Annotated in this window: 12 protein-coding genes; 8 read left to right on the forward strand and 4 right to left on the reverse strand. The window is 61.4% G+C overall.

What is annotated here, in order from left to right; translation table 11 throughout:
- Positions 1-203: 203 nt before the first annotated feature.
- The 4 genes from FSO04_RS30900 to FSO04_RS30915 all read right to left on the reverse strand — a co-directional run bounded on the left by FSO04_RS30900 (position 204) and on the right by FSO04_RS30915 (position 6,592).
- Positions 204-1,853, reverse strand: coding sequence for an outer membrane protein assembly factor BamB family protein (locus tag FSO04_RS30900; RefSeq protein WP_154565407.1), 1,650 nt, complete (start codon positions 1,851-1,853; stop codon positions 204-206).
- Between the two features lie 228 nt (positions 1,854-2,081).
- Positions 2,082-4,901, reverse strand: a complete 2,820-nt coding sequence (locus FSO04_RS30905) for an ATP-binding protein (RefSeq protein WP_168435906.1) — start codon at positions 4,899-4,901, stop codon at positions 2,082-2,084.
- Positions 4,898-6,031: a substrate-binding domain-containing protein gene (locus tag FSO04_RS30910; protein WP_154565408.1), complete on the reverse strand. Its 1,134-nt coding sequence runs from the start codon at positions 6,029-6,031 to the stop codon at positions 4,898-4,900. Before FSO04_RS30910 ends, FSO04_RS30905 begins: the two co-directional genes overlap by 4 nt.
- A 204-nt stretch (positions 6,032-6,235) precedes the next feature.
- The gene (locus FSO04_RS30915; RefSeq protein WP_154565409.1) at positions 6,236-6,592 is read right to left on the reverse strand and encodes a septal ring lytic transglycosylase RlpA family protein; all 357 of its coding nucleotides are present in this window, start codon (positions 6,590-6,592) and stop codon (positions 6,236-6,238) included.
- Between the two features lie 569 nt (positions 6,593-7,161).
- On the opposite strand from FSO04_RS30915, the gene FSO04_RS30920 reads away from it, so the two are divergent.
- From FSO04_RS30920 to FSO04_RS30955, 8 genes are all read left to right on the forward strand, one after another.
- Complete coding sequence (locus FSO04_RS30920; protein WP_154565410.1) at positions 7,162-8,346, forward strand: FIST signal transduction protein; 1,185 nt, start codon at positions 7,162-7,164, stop codon at positions 8,344-8,346.
- 93 nt (positions 8,347-8,439) lie between these two features.
- The gene (locus tag FSO04_RS30925) at positions 8,440-9,477 is read left to right on the forward strand and encodes a ribonuclease Z (protein ID WP_154565411.1); all 1,038 of its coding nucleotides are present in this window, start codon (positions 8,440-8,442) and stop codon (positions 9,475-9,477) included.
- A 145-nt stretch (positions 9,478-9,622) separates the two neighbouring features.
- Positions 9,623-9,841 carry a hypothetical protein gene (locus FSO04_RS30930; protein ID WP_174825323.1) on the forward strand — a complete coding sequence of 73 codons (219 nt, stop codon included), beginning with the start codon at positions 9,623-9,625 and terminating at the stop codon, positions 9,839-9,841.
- A 6-nt stretch (positions 9,842-9,847) separates the two neighbouring features.
- Positions 9,848-10,327: a DUF417 family protein gene (locus FSO04_RS30935; RefSeq protein WP_154565412.1), complete on the forward strand. Its 480-nt coding sequence runs from the start codon at positions 9,848-9,850 to the stop codon at positions 10,325-10,327.
- Positions 10,328-10,445: 118 nt separating this feature from the next.
- Positions 10,446-10,733: a TlpA family protein disulfide reductase gene (locus FSO04_RS30940; RefSeq protein WP_154565413.1), complete on the forward strand. Its 288-nt coding sequence runs from the start codon at positions 10,446-10,448 to the stop codon at positions 10,731-10,733.
- A gap of 118 nt (positions 10,734-10,851) precedes the next feature.
- Positions 10,852-11,688 (forward strand): shikimate dehydrogenase family protein, encoded by an 837-nt coding sequence (locus FSO04_RS30945; RefSeq protein WP_154565414.1) that lies wholly within the window; start codon positions 10,852-10,854, stop codon positions 11,686-11,688.
- Between the two features lie 593 nt (positions 11,689-12,281).
- Positions 12,282-13,679 carry an MFS transporter gene (locus FSO04_RS30950; protein ID WP_154565415.1) on the forward strand — a complete coding sequence of 466 codons (1,398 nt, stop codon included), beginning with the start codon at positions 12,282-12,284 and terminating at the stop codon, positions 13,677-13,679.
- 189 nt (positions 13,680-13,868) lie between these two features.
- Positions 13,869-14,921, forward strand: coding sequence for a Gfo/Idh/MocA family protein (locus FSO04_RS30955; RefSeq protein WP_154565416.1), 1,053 nt, complete (start codon positions 13,869-13,871; stop codon positions 14,919-14,921).
- The last annotated feature ends 197 nt before the right edge of the window (positions 14,922-15,118 follow it).

The raw sequence follows: 15,118 nt of genomic DNA on the forward strand, positions 1-15,118 counted from the left end.
AACCCGTGCGCGTTCGTGCGGATGATGGTCGTTGGCCCGTGCAGCGGGCACACCGCTTTCATGGTGTCTCCTGAGACTCATAAGTCAACTGGTCCTATCGTACACGCAGCTCGCCGGTCCGGTATGGTCCGATGCTGGCGAGCGCTATTGCAACAGTTTTGACCGACCGACGGGGTGCGTTAAGGGTTATTCGATGCCGTGTGCTACAGACCGAAGGCACGCAGTATGTGGTCGAGGCCCGCCACGAAAAGCTGCCCGTTCACGACTGTGGGCGACGTTAGGACGCCGCCCGCGGGCCGCTCAGCGACCGGAAGGTTATCGGTGCTCCAGAGTATCTGTCCGCTTTTTGCGTTCACCGCATACACCTGGCTGGCGATGCCGTCGGCGTAGTACACCACCCCGTTGGCGACGATGGGAGGGATGGACGGATTGTCGGAAATCGTGTTTTTTCCGACCGGTTGCTGCCAGGCAAGGCTGACGGTACACGTGCTGTTGAAGGCCAGCGCGAGAAGCCCGTGCTTGTTGAAGCCGGTCGGCGAATCGGAGGGCGACCCGATGTATAGCTGTTTCAGTACCGGATCAAATGCAGGCAGACCGATGTTGGTTCCGGCATCCCTGGGCTGACTGATATCCAGTGTCTGAACGGGGCCGGACGGGATGGTGGCCTGGTTATAGAGGAACAGTTCGCCGGTCTTCTGGAACGCTGCCAGCATCGTTGGGCAACTACGCGGCTGGAACAGCGGTGCCGTCGCACCGAAGTCGGCGTCTTTGGTAGCCGGCGGCATCGGTGCGTTTGACGCAGTCACAGCGAGGCTGCTGGTGAGCTTGACGACGTGTTCTGCAAACGCGGTATTTTGCGGACTGGCGAACGCGTTGCCCGTCAGGGCGTACACCGCTGACCCGCCACGCACGACCGAGACGCCCCCAAACCCCCAGATACCACCGCCATTCGGTCCGGTTGCACCGTCCGGGTACCATTGCTGCAGGATCGCCCCGTTGGTAACCGAGAGTTGCACGCCTTTTCCATGGTACGGCGTGAAATCGCAGGCACTGGCCGTCGTGACGTATAGCGACGTGCCGCTAAGCGTCGGGCCGCCGAAGACAAAGGTCCTTGACACATCGGCCTTATCCGGGATCAAGACGTGCAATGCCGGAAGGTCGGCGCCGGTTGCCAGGTCATACGCATGTAGAAACCCGTCCCCACTCACGATGTACAGCCGGTTCCGGGTACGGTCGATGGCGGGCGTCCCGATGTACCCGATGTTGCCACCTGACATGTTGAAGTCGGCGCAGGTGGTATGCGCGGGCGTGACCTTTTGTTGCCAGATGACGGCACCGGTGGAAGCGTTAAGCGCAAACATGCTCCCCTGGAGGGTCGCGGCATAGACGACATCAGTCAGCGTGCCGTTGATGTTCACGCCCGCCGCCAGCGTCGGCTGGGTCAGGATGGGGCCGCCCAGATCCTTCGTCCAGTGAGTGTGCAAACTCGCCACGGTGGACGTCGTCAACACCGTCTCCACCGGGTTATTTCCGGTCCGCTGCGCGTTCATGCCGAACGTGGGCCAGTCGGTCGCGGTGAAGGATGGGGCGAGGGCGGCGCCAGGTGTCAGTGCGCGTGTCGCGGCACTAACAGCCGCAGATGCGAGGTTCGGAGGATCCTCCGCTGGCTCCGACCCGTCTGCAACGTTGTCCGGATCGACGCCACTTAGCGGCTGCTGCTGGCTCACGTGCGAAGCATCGGGGGGCGCAGTCGCTTGCGACGTTTGCGCCTGCGCACTCGAGCCGCCGGCAACAGCGAGCATCACAGCGGCGACCAGTGTACGGGGTTTGAGGGCGGGGCGGGCGTTCGTCATTAAGACACCTCCTGCACGTCGACTAAAAATGAATGGCTGGTAGGGAAACGTAATAGGTCGAAAATGTGACTGTATGGTGATTGTTCATAGCGCAAAGCATAGTCCTTCCGGAAGGACCGCATTAAGAATGCATCCGCTGCCGACGCTGTCCACTCTCATCAGGCACCAGCCGGCCACGAAGCCTCATTCGCCCGTCTTGCGGCTCGGACGCTCAGACGTCGGTGCCAATCATGGTGCTTGCCTCCTTTCCAGATATTGCTCGACGAAGCTGAGGATTGCTTTGGATCGGTAATCCTTCGCTAGCTGGCAAAGGTGGTCGGCGAAAGGACGATAGCGCTCGTCAAGCTCGGTCAGGTGCGTGGCATGTTGCACGATGGCACGCATGTCGCCCAGTCGCGCCAGGTGGTGTAGCGCTTCGATTTCCCCCGGCGGCGGCACGATCAAGCTTCCCACGGAGGGATCGGCGGCGCGTACAGCCGTTCGGCCCGCTCCGGCGGCTTGCGTCTGCGGAACTTCGTCGCTCCACTCGATATTCAGGAGGGCCGCGACCTGTGACAACAGCCGACTGAGGTCAACCGGTTTTGACAGAAAGGCGTTTGCACCGGCCGCCAGGCTTTTCGCCGCATCACTCCCCGAGGCGCCGGCGGAAACCGCAACGATGGGCAGATCCCCGAACTCCGGCATTTCGCGAAAGCGCCGCGTTGCTTCGAGCCCGTCCATCCCAGGCATGAGGACATCCATCAGGATGAGCGCCGGCCGTAGCGCTTTGGCTTTCTCCAATGCTTCAAATCCGTTGACGGCCTCCACCACGTCGAATCCGAGCTGGCCGAGCATATCGACTGCCACAGCACGGTTTGCCGCTACGTCATCCACGACGAGAATGGTCTTGCGCGGCCCCTTATAGCCGCTTACCGCCCATTCGGACGGGACGACAACTGCCTGAGGCGCCACCACCGGGACGTTCAGCTCGAACGAGAAGGCGCTGCCTGCACCGCGGCGGCTCTCGACGCGGAACTCGCCACCCATCAAACGCACAAGCTGCCGGCTGATGGCCAGGCCCAGCCCCGTGCCACCAACTCGGTGCCGAGCATCGCCCACTTGCTCGAAAGGCTGGAAGATCGCCTCCAGACGCGCTTCGTCTATGCCAATGCCGGTGTCCTGCACTTCGAAACGCAGCCGCGCAGGCGGCAGATAACCGACGCGCAGACACACACTCCCCTCTTCGGTAAATTTGATTGCGTTGGAGAGCAGGTTGAGCAGCACCTGGCGCAGCCGTTTTTCGTCGACCCGCACGCCCGCGGGCAGATCGGGTGCCATCTCGCACGCGAAGGCCAAGCCCTTTTCCGTTGCCTTCACCCGAATCGTCTCGGCGATGAAGTAGATGAACCGGTCAAGCGAAATGTCGGATAGGTTGAGCTCCGCCCTTCCGGCCTCGATTTTGGCCATGTCCAGGATGTCGTTGATGATCGCAAGCAGATGTTCGCTGCTGCGCTGGATCACCGTGACCCCATCGACCTGGCGTTGATCGAGGCGCTTATCGCGCTTCAGGATCTGCGCGTACCCTAGAATTCCGTTCAACGGCGTGCGCAACTCGTGGCTCATGTGCGCAAGAAAGTCACTCTTGGCTTGATTGGCCGCATCGGCGTGTTCCTTGGCGACGGCCAGTTCAGCCGTTCGCTCGCGGATCATATCTTCGAGGTGCTCGCGATAGCGCCGCAGTTCCTCTTCGGCACGCTTCTGCTCTGTGATGTCGCGTGAGATGCCGAGCAGGAACTGCGGCTCGCCGCGCACGTCGACGATCGGGATCTTCATTGTGTGCACCAGGCGCGGCCCGTGACGTGTGTGAACCGGCTCCTCTGGCACGTCGACCATCTGCTGCGACTCCAGCACGTCACGATCCTTCAGTGCGAAGAAATCTGCCTCCTGCGCCGGAAACAGCTCGTGGACGGACTTGCCGATGAGTTCCTCGCGCCGGTAGCCGAGCAGTTGCTCTCCCGCCTTGTTAAAACGCACGAAGCGCAGCGTCGCCGCATCCTTGACGAAGATCATGTCGGGGATGTTCTCGATGATGCTGTCCAGGAAGTGCTCGCTCGCTCGCGCAGCCTCTTCGGCGTGCTGCCGTTCGGCGATCTCGGCCGTCTGGCCCGCAAGCGCCGTGCTGAGTTCGGCCGTGCGCTGTGTCACGCGTGCCTCGAGTTCGGCGTTGAGTTCCTTCAGCGCATCCTCGGCTTGCCTGCGCTGGCGCCGGTCTTCGAGGAACTGCTCGACTGCGCGCGCCATATCGGCAATCTCATCGCGGCCGTGAACGGGGACACCGGCTTGCACGCCGTCGACGTCACCTTGCCGCAGGAAGTGGCTGACCCGGCGCAGCCGCGCCACGACGTGGCGACCGAGGAATGGCCGGGCGATCAGCCAGGCAAGCAGCAGGCTCACCGCAACTTCGCCCCCCACCCAGTTGCGCGTGCGGTCCAGGTCTTCGGCCAGATCCTGAACCGCTTTCCGGTAGTCGCGCGTGAAATAACCCAACTGCTGGCGCGCCGCGGCGGCCAGAGCGTCAGCCTGGCGGCGCAGATCGTCGTCCAGGCTGGCCAATGACGCGCCGGACCGCGGCGCGGCTCCGGTGCCCAGCGCAGTCTCGCGCACCTGCGCCTCGATGTTGACCGTGTTGCGGAAGCGCTGGCTCGATCGATGCATCGCCAGCGCGTCGACACCGACGTTGTCGCTCGTGGTCGCGGAGGCGAGGCGGTCCACCAGGCGGTCGAAGGATGCCAGCTGTTCGATGACATGCCGATGCGTCTCGCGCACAGCGTCCACCGTATCGTCACTGGACAACTGCAATGCCAGGCGTTCGATCATCAGCGTGCGCTGCGCCAGGTCCTGTGCGTCCTCCTGGCGGGCCAGCCGCTCTTCGGCCAACTGGCGGATCGCGTGGACCGAGCCGGCCAACGAGTAGAGGGTCGTGGCACTGACCGCGATTACCAGGGCGGCCAGGCACGAAACCGCGAGCGTGAACTGCGCGGTGAGCGATCGTGGGAGTGGAAGTTTCACGGGCGTTGCCAGATGCGGCGATAGACGTCGCGATAGCCGTTGGCCGGGTCGTAGAGCAGACGATTGCCGCCGTCCGCGGCGATGTTGTCCGCCGTCACGAGATGCACCGGAAACACGTAGTCCGTGACGCCTTCCCTGGCGAAGAGCCGGTTCATCTCGTCGACCAACTGCCAGCCGTGCAGATTCACGGGTTCGGCCACGGTGGCCGTCTGGAAGCTGCCCGTCTGGATACGCAGGAAGGCGGACTCGCTGCCGTCGCCAGCCGACAGCATGGCCATGGCGGTGTTCGGCATTTCGGCCTGGGTCAGCACCGGGGCGGCGTAGTCGAAGTAGATGTCGTTGACGGCCAGTGCATACGTCCACCGCTTGCCATACCGCGCGAGCAAGGCGCGTGTCGTGCCCGGCATCAGTTCATGGCTGCGCGAGATCGCCACGTCGCGCACTTCGAGCAAGGTGCAGCCGCTGCACGCGCGCACAACGGCAGCCATTTCATCTGCCTTGCCTTGCGCAATTCGGAAATTGGAGTCGGTGAAGATGACGACTGCCGCATGCCCGCCGGACTGTACGATGGCTGCCAGCGAGGTCACGCGCGCGACCTCGAGCGGATCCGTCGCCACGTTCATCGCCACGGGCGTGCCAGGCACCGGTCCGGCCTGGGCCGCGACATGCCAGCCGACGATCGGAATGCTCCGCTCGGCAAACGGCCGCAGCCCGGGCAGCAGCGCGCGTGCGTCGCCACCGACGATGATCAGACCGTCTGGACGACTTGCCAGCGCATTCGCAAGCATCTTCAGCCGCAGGTCCGGCGTGCCGCCGGAGTCGAATATCTTTACGCTCCAGCCGATGACCTTGGCCGCTTCCAGCACGCCGTCGACTACGCCGACGATGCCGCCGTTGCGCAAATCCTCGGCGACGATGGCGACGCGTTTCCCGAGTTGGGCGCGCGGCCCGTTGCGAGGCCCGTTCCAAGGTGCAGCGGGTTGCGCCGCAGCATCGACGACTCGCTTCGCTCCGGCCAGGTAGTCCTTCGCGCCGACCGTGGTCCCGGGCACGGGGGCAGTCGCCAGACCCTGCGCCGCGGCAACCGACAGCACACACGCGCATACCCATGCCACAAGCAAGCCCCTCATGCTGTTCCCCAAGGGCCCAATCGCGGTTTATTGACCGCTATTGACGACGTACCCAATGCCGCGCGCAGGATGATCCTGCGAATACGATAGTACACCCCGATGCTCGCGTGTCCTGTTCAGCCACGATTACTGTTGGTGGCGAAGTCGCTGGGGTGCTCTTTTAACGACCCGGAACCACAACGCCGTTGACGCCCCGCGTGTTTTCTACCGACTGCCGTTTCCCGTCGTCAAGATTCCGCCGCCGTCCGACTCCGTCTGTGTGTTCGCCGTGCTCTCTACTCGTTCAATCCGTACTTGCATCGACCGTGCGTCTGTCAAACCCAAGGTCTTCGCCGCGGCATAAGAGAGATCGATAATTCGGTGTTTGATGTATGGTCCGCGATCGTTGATACGCACGACAACCGACTTTCCTGTTGCCAACGAACTGACGCGCACATAGCTGCCGAGCGGCAATGTTCGATGGGCAGCCGTTAATGCGCCGCCATCATAGCGTTCTCCATTTGCGGTCAGATGCCCCTGGAACGTTGCCGAATACCATGACGCCTCGCCGGATTGCAACATCTCGTGTCGCATGCGACAGGAATCAACTCTGCACGCAGCATGTTCGGGCGCAATCTGTCCGCAAGCCGCGAACAAAGCGCAGATTCCCAAAACTCCCAAATAGCGGAGTGATAGCACCATAGACCACATGTCAGTTAATGAGGCGTGGTTTTAACGTTCTCAAAAAGCTCAGGCAAGCCGCATGCCCGGGTGACATAACATCTTGACAAATTTTTTGAGGTCTCATGCAGTGGGTCTGTCAGTCCGACCCTGATTTCATTGCAGGTGTCGCCGATGCGATTGGTACCGGCCTTGACGAAAATACGTGAAATACGTATTCATTTGCCGGGGGCCACATGGCTATCATAACGGCCACCGATCTCGCCCGGTGCGCGAAGTTACACGCCGCACCGCTCAATTGTTCGGGCTGCTCGCCACGATGCAACGTCCACGACGTTCCGGACATCACGAGTTGTACTCATGAACCGCAAGCCCTGGCGGCCGGTCTGATCTCGGGTTTCTCAACGGCCGGCTGAACATGCCTTGCCAGCGGAGGTCCAACTTATTGTTGTCTTCGACAGGGTTGGGCCATGTCCCGCGCTTCGTTTGTCCACGCTCACGCCGCCCACGCCGATTGGCGGGTGGCTCTCGCCGAGTGCCAGAGGCAAATTCAAACCCAAATTGCGGCCCGTGCGGCGCAGCTTGACGAATCCGCTCCGTTCACGCTCGGCTGGTGTTACGTGAGCGACTATTACGCACCCGCGTCCGAGGCGATCCTCGACGAACTGCACCGGGGTCAGCCAGGCGTCGCCTGGGTCGGTACGGTCGGTGTCGGTGTGGCCGCCAGCGGCATCGAATACATCGACGAACCGGCCCTGGTGCTGATGCTCGCGGCGCTGCCACGTGAATCGTTCCGGCTATTCTCCGGTTTGCAGCCCCTGCCTGCGACATCCTCCGGGTTCGTGGCCCATACCGCGCTCGTCCATGCCGAGGGCAGCACGCCGGACGTGCAAGAATTGCTGCACGAACTGAGCGCCCGCACGACCACGGGTTATCTCTTCGGCGGCCTGTCCTCGGCGCGAAACCGTCCGCTGCACATGGCGGATGGAGTGTTCACCGGGGGAATGTCCGGCGTGCTCTTCGGCCCCGAGGTCGGTCTGATCTCACGCGTGACGCAGGGCTGCCAGCCCATCGGGCCGGTGCGCACCATCACCCAGGCCCAACACAATCTGGTGGGCACGCTGGACGGCAAGCCCGCACTCAATTGCGTGTTGCAAGATCTTGGACTCGACCGGGATCTGCCAATCGATGTGTTGTCGCAGGCGCTGTCTACCACCCTGGCCGGCTTGAGCACCGGCGCCGAGGACGTGCCGAAATGGCCTGGAAAGTTCGGCGCGGATACACTCGTGCGGCACCTGGTGGGCGTGGATACCCAGCACCGGGTCCTGGCGATTGCGGATCGGGTCGAGCCCGGCATGCATCTGGCCTTTTGCACGCGCAACCCCGAGGCTGCGCGGGTCGATCTGGTGCGCATTGCAACGGAAATCCGCGCGGAACTGGAAAGCGGCACGGCGGGGCACATGTCGGGCGCCCTGTATGTCAGTTGCTCGGGACGGGGTGGGCCGCACTTCGGAGCGCGGCATGCGGAGTTGCAGACCGTGCGAAATGCCCTAGGCGAGGTACCGCTGGTGGGATTCTTCGCCGGCGGCGAGATTGCAAGGAATCACCTTTACGGCTACACCGGCGTATTGACGGTCTTTACGACCCCGGACTGACGCTCCGGACGGTTCTGATTTTTGCCATAGCACGAAGAATATCCATACTGCGTTCATCCACAACAGCCATTCGTACTCCGCCCTGGCAGATTCATGCATGCCCTCTTCAAACCAACGCTTGTCAATGACGCGTTTGGCGACCCAGGTCTATATGTGGACTTTTGCGATGAACGGCGTGCCCTCCTTTTCGATCTTGGCGATATCTCCACGCTGCTGCCCCGCCACCTGATGCGTTTGTCACATGTGTTCGTTACCCATACGCACATGGACCATTTTTCCGGCTTCGATCGTCTTTTGCGCGTGATGCTCGGGCGCAAGGCTGGCATCGTGATGTTTGGCGGACCCAACTTTCTTGCACAAATCGAACACAAGCTGAGCGCCTATACCTGGAACGTAGTGCATCGTTACGAGGTCGAGCTGGTGATCGACGCGCGCGAAATCGGAGTGGACGGTGGCGGGCAGCGCGCACTCTTTTCAAGCCGGAGACGGTTCGTCCGCGAAGCCGGCTCATCCTTTGAACGATCTGACGACGTGGTGCACAACGAAACAACCTTTCGCGTGCGTGGCCGATTTGTCGATCATGACATCCCGTGCCTTGCGTACGTGCTCGAGGAGAAGGCCCGCGTCATCGTCGCGAAGGACCGGCTCGCGGCGCTGGGGGTGTCGACGGGTGCGTGGCTGCGCGAACTGAAACATGCGGTGCTGACCGGCGTCCCCGACGAGACGCCCATTCAGGTTCAGTGGCGCGATCGGCATGGCGACCACGCGATGACCCGACAGGTCGGCGAACTGCGTCACCTGATCCTCGACGTCGTTCCCGGGCGGCGCATTGGCTACATAACAGACTTGCGCTATACGGAACCGAACGTAGAGACCCTGTCGGAGTTGATGCACGACGTGGACCTGCTTTTTATCGAGAGCGTATTTCTTGACGAGGACAAGACCCATGCCCTGCGCAAGAATCACCTGACGGCCCGCCAGGCGGGTCTGATTGCGCGCCGGATCGGCGCCCGGGGGGTTGTACCGTTCCACTTTTCGCCGCGTTACGAAGGACGCTCGGCAGCACTGATTGCAGAAGTGCAGGCGGCGTGGTCCGCTACGTCGGTTCCGGGTGACGAAAAGCCTGATTAGACGCGATGAACGCGATGTCCGCGTTGCCCGGCCAACTGAAAGAAATGATACGAATGAGCATTTTATTGCGATTTTTTAGGCTTAAAAATATCATTCCCTCGGCTTAAAGTGAAGACTCCTACCCACCTGATGAAGGAGTAACACCATGAGCCGAATCACCGTACCCGCAGTTGAGTCCGCCACTGGCGCGACTGCCGAAGTCTATGCCCAGGTCAAGAAGGCCGCAGGCAGCATCCCGAACCTGTTCGTTGCGCTAGGCGCGCTGTCGCCCGAAGTACTCAAGGCGGTGCTGAATGCCGAAGGCGTTCTGGCTTCCGGCACGCGCCAGGACAAAACCATCGCAACTTCTACAGAGGCAGTGTGAAAGATCATGAACATTCATTTCCGAGTGGCAGAAAAGAGCAGCGGGACTTATCTGCATCTGGCATTTTTGCGGTGGTCGATGGTGGCCATCTTCATCTGGTTCGGGATACAGAAATTCACGCCCTATGCGGCCGACGCCATCGCGCCGTTAATCTCACACAGCCCGTTGATGAGTTGGCTGGGCGTGTTCGGCGTAAGAGGTGAAGCCCGGATTGTGGGGACGATCGAACTGACGACCGCGGCCGCTCTGATCATCGGATCGATGATTCCAGCGGTGTCCGCCTTAGGAGCAGCGATGGCGAGCGCCACCTTCCTCCTGACGACGTCCTTTGTTCTCAGCACGCCGGGTATCACTCAAATAAGCCCGACCGGTTTCCCGATCATCTCGACCTTGCTGGAGCAGTTTCTGCTGAAGGATATCGCCCTGTTGGCAGCCTGCTTTACCCTGCTTCTCGCCTCTTTGTCGCCGCGCGCTGCGGCGTCGTAAAGGCTCGGATCCATGTCGTATCCTGGCGTCGTTGCTCCATAAAAGCCGAAGGATTCCACAGCATGAACATCGCACCTGCTTCTTTCCCATTTGACCTGGTATCAACGAAGCGGGAACCATGCAGGCTCTTGCTCCGCGTGACGGAAAACCGCTCGTCATCAATCTCTGGGCAACGTGGTGCGCACCTTGCCAGGCCGAGATGCCGGTACTTGCAAGCGCCCAGGCAAGATACCCAGGATTGAATCTGGTTTTCGTCAATCAGGGGGAGCGGCGCGATACCGTGGATGCATTCATCAAGGCGCTGAATTTGCGCATCGCTAATTCGCTGTTCGATCCCGAACTCAGCGTTGCCAAGGCTACAGAAACGACCGCATACCCGACCACACTCTTTTACGATGCGTCGTAAGCAGCACGTCCGTCGCGCGGCCGCCCTAGTTGGTCCGCTGTCATATATATTGATTGTTAGTGATGGTCGACGCGCCGAAATCCCGGCCTGGTTCTGGAATCTTTTCGGGAGTGCTGCAATGATCAGCGGAAGAACTACCCTTATCGCGCATCTTGGGTATCCCACCGAGGCGTTCAAGGCGCCCATGATCTATAACCCGTGGTTCGAGAAAAACGGCATCGACGCAGTCGTCATGCCGATGGGCGTGAAGCCAGACGATTACCCGACCTTTCTGGCTTCACTGTTCCGGCTCACCAATATCCGCGGCGCGCTAGTCACCATGCCGCACAAAGTCACCACCGTCGGCCTGGTTGACGAAGTGACGCCGACCGCGCGCATTGCGGGCGCATGCAACGCGATTCTCAAGCGGCCTGACGGAACCCTGCTGGGCGATCAGTTCGACGGCGCCGGCTTTGTGCGCGGCGTCGAACGCAAGGGCTGCCTGCTCGAGGGGGCACGCGCGCTCGTATTGGGCAGCGGTGGCGTCGGCTCGGCCATCGCCGCGTCATTGGCTGCGGCAGGTTTGGCGGGACTGGCGCTGTTCGATGCCAGCGACGCCGCGGCCGGTGCGCTCGGCGAGCGGTTGCGCACGTATTACCCGCAACTGGTCGTCACCACTGGATCAAAAGATCCGGCGGGCTACGACCTGATTGTCAATGCCACGCCGCTCGGCATGAAGGACGACGATCCATTGCCATTCGACATCGACCGCATCGCACCGACCACGTTTGTGGGCGAAGTGGTCATGAAGGCGGAATACACGCCGTTGTTGCTGGCGGCGAAGGATAAAGGATGCAGCGTGCAGGTCGGCACCGACATGCTGTTTGAAATGATTCCTGCGTACCTCGAATTTTTCGGCTTTGGCACTGCCACACCGGACGAGTTATACGCGGTTTCGCAAATCAAATACTCGTAGCGGTCACATTCGACGCAGTGCGTCTCCCGGTTCTGGTCCTATAGGCTGCTCAAGCTGATTGCTGCGACCGCACAACCGTTGCGATCCCTTAGCGGTACTGATATCCCTCGCATGCCCGTTTCGAGCTATTGCTCAGAGAACGCATAGCCGCGGTTAAATACCTGCTGATCGCCAGCGCTTTCGCCGTGCCCTCGATCCGGTCTTTGTCGTGCATCGCCGAGCTCCGTAGAAACCCGATTTTCGGGCGAAAGTCGCGCGTGATGCGCGAATAGCGCCCACTTTTTGCCGATTGATGTTGTCCCCTATCGGTCCGTCGCGTACTTTTCAAACATACCGTTCGCGCGATCGCAGCGGCGCAAACTTAGACGCTCACGCGGCTCTCTTGAAACGGCCACGCCCGTCTCATGAGTCTGCCGGATGCACATCATGAACACTTCAGATTCGCCTGCGCGGGTAGCGCTCGTCACCGGAAGCATCGGTGAATCGTCAGAGGTATGGCGATCGCGCTCACGAGGCGCGGCTTCCAGCCTTCTTGACCGCTGACGTGCAGGGCGCACGCCGACTTCAATCAATTACTAATATTGGAGACTCAAATGGCTAGCATCACGGAACATGAACCGCACGGCGCACATCAGACCAAAAAGGCGACCGCCAGCGGCTGGATCGGCTCGGCGCTGGAGTACTACGACTTCTTTATCTATGCGACAGCGGCGTCCCTGATTTTCCCCCAGTTGTTCTTCCCCTCAGGGAACCCCAAGATCGCCATTGTCGCGTCGCTGGCAACCTATGGGGTTGGATATGTCGCGCGGCCGATCGGCGCCTTCGTACTCGGGCACTGGGGCGACACCCATGGCCGAAAAACGGTGCTGCTCCTGTGCATGTTCCTCATGGGCTTTTCGACGATGGCCGTCGGCCTTCTTCCGACGTACCACCAGGTCGGCCTGCTCGCCCCAGTGCTGCTCGTCATCCTGCGTCTCATCCAGGGTTTCGCGGTGGCTGGGGAGATCTCCGGCGCCAGTTCGATGATTCTCGAGCACGCGCCATTCGGGCGGCGCGGCTACTACGCCAGCTTTACGCTGCAGGGCGTGCAGGCCGGACAGATCCTTGCCGCGGCGGTATTCCTGCCGCTCGCACATTACATGCCTGAAGACGCGTTTAACTCGTGGGGTTGGCGCATCCCCTTCCTGCTGAGTGTCGTCGTGCTGTTTGCGGGCTACATCATTCGTCGCGAAGTTCACGAGACGCCCGCTTTTGCCACGGAGGAGGAGCAGGGTGAAGTCCGAAAATCGCCGATCATCGAAGCCTTCACGCATTGCTGGAGGGAGATGCTTGCCGTCGTCGCCCTGGCGCTGATGAATGTCATCCCGGTGGTCACCACGATTTTCGGCGCGGCCTACGCGGTCCAGCCGTCATACGGGGTCGGCTTTCACAAGAGTGTCTACCTGTGGATCCCCGTGATAGGCAATATCGTGGCGGTGATTGTTATTCCAATTTTCGGCAATCTGTCGGACAAAATCGGCCGGCGGCCGCTGATCATCGGTGGTGCGCTCGGTTCAGGGTTGCTGTCGTTCGGCTACCTCTACGCGATCAGCATTCACAGCGTGGCGCTGGCAATCGTTATGTCAATGCTTATGTGGGGCATCGTCTACCAGGGCTACAACGCGATTTTCCCGAGCTTTTATCCCGAACTTTTCCCGACACGCGCCCGTGTCTCGGCAATGGCCATTGCCCAGAACATCGGCACCACGATCACTGCATTGCTACCCGCACTCTTCGCCACCGTGGCGCCGCCCGGATCAACCGACATTCCCCTCACGATCGGGGCAATCACCTTCGGCATAACGATAATCTCGGCGTTCGCGGCCTGGATGGTCCGGGAGACGTACCGGATTCACCTGAACGATCTCGGTGAACGTGGCGCAGTTCCAGTCGACAAGCTGGACTACAACCTGATGCGCAAGCAAACCCTTGCCGCGGCGAAGGCTGCCTGAGTATCCGTGTGGGCGCCAGCGTCAGCGAGACCGTGCCGGTTGCGGGGTCTCGCATCCGGCTCTATCGCGGGACCGTTGCCTCTGACAGCGCTCGCTGTGCCGCCCGGGTCAGCGAGCGGGAGTCGCCGCACAGATGACGTGCGGCATCGGCTGGCAGCGCTCTGTCCGTTACCCGAGGGGTGCATATCAATGAACAAGACACGAATTGCCGTGGCCGGCGCCGGTTACATCGGCCTCGCCCATATGGGCGTGACACAGCGGAGTCCGACCTGCATGCTATCGGCCGTTGTGGACCCGGGTCCTGCTGCAGAGGCAGTCGCGGCCAAGGCTGGTGTGCCGCTTTACCGGTCACTGGACGAAATGCTTGAAAAGAACCGCCCCGATGGCGTGATTCTCGCGACGCCTAACAAGTTGCATGTCGAGCACGCACTGAAGTGCATCGAGGCGGGAGTGCCCATGCTGCTCGAGAAGCCGATCGCGCCAAGCGTTGAGCAAGCCGAGGTGCTGGTGGAGCAGGCCGACCGGGCGGGGGCGAAGATCCTGATCGGCCATCATCGGGCGCACAGCCCGATCATGGCGCGCGCGAAGGAAATGATCGATGAGGGCCGGCTCGGAAAACTCGTTGCCGTGATGGGTGCCGCGGCATTTTTCAAAGCCGACGAGTACTACGCCGAGGCGCCATGGCGCCGGGAACCCGGCGGCGGCCCGATCCTGATCAACATGATTCACGAGGTGCACAACCTTCGCATGCTGTGCGGCGACATCGTCGCGGTGCAGGCGTTGTCGTCGCACGCCACGCGTGGCTTCCCGGTGGAAGACACCGTTGCGATCAACCTGCGCTTCGCCAATGGCGCACTGGGGAGCTTCATGCTGTCCGACACAGCCGCTTGCGCGCGCAGCTGGGAGCAGACCTCGCAGGAGAACAAGGCTTATGCGACCTATCTCGACGAAGACTGTTATGTCATTGCCGGCACCTTCGGTTCGCTGTCGGTGCCGACGATGCGCATGAAGACGTACGCCCGCGCGCAAGACCGCTCGTGGTGGAAGCCGTTCGAAGTCAGCGTCGCCGAGATGACGCGCGAGGATCCGCTCGCGCGTCAGATCGAACACTTCGGCCGCGTCGTGCGAGGGGAAACCGAACCGATCGTCAGCGCACGGGACGGTCTGCGGAACCTGCGCATTACCGAAGCCATCACTGAAGCTGCGAAAAGCGGATCGATCTTCGACACGACGCCGGTCTGATTTCGCTGCCCGACATCACAGCATCGCGGTCGCGTTCTAGCCAGTGGAGGAGAAAAAACATGCGGCTGCGCCGCCGAATGGCGCACACCGCGGTCGCTTAAGAGTACCCGGACGTCAGCGCGTCCGGGTTGAACTAGACTTGGTAGTGGCATGCTGCGCGGACAGTTTCCCGAGCACGCTGTCATGATTGCTCGCGA

Origin of the sequence: Paraburkholderia madseniana (genome assembly GCF_009690905.1) — a bacterium.
Lineage (GTDB): Bacteria > Pseudomonadota > Gammaproteobacteria > Burkholderiales > Burkholderiaceae > Paraburkholderia > Paraburkholderia madseniana.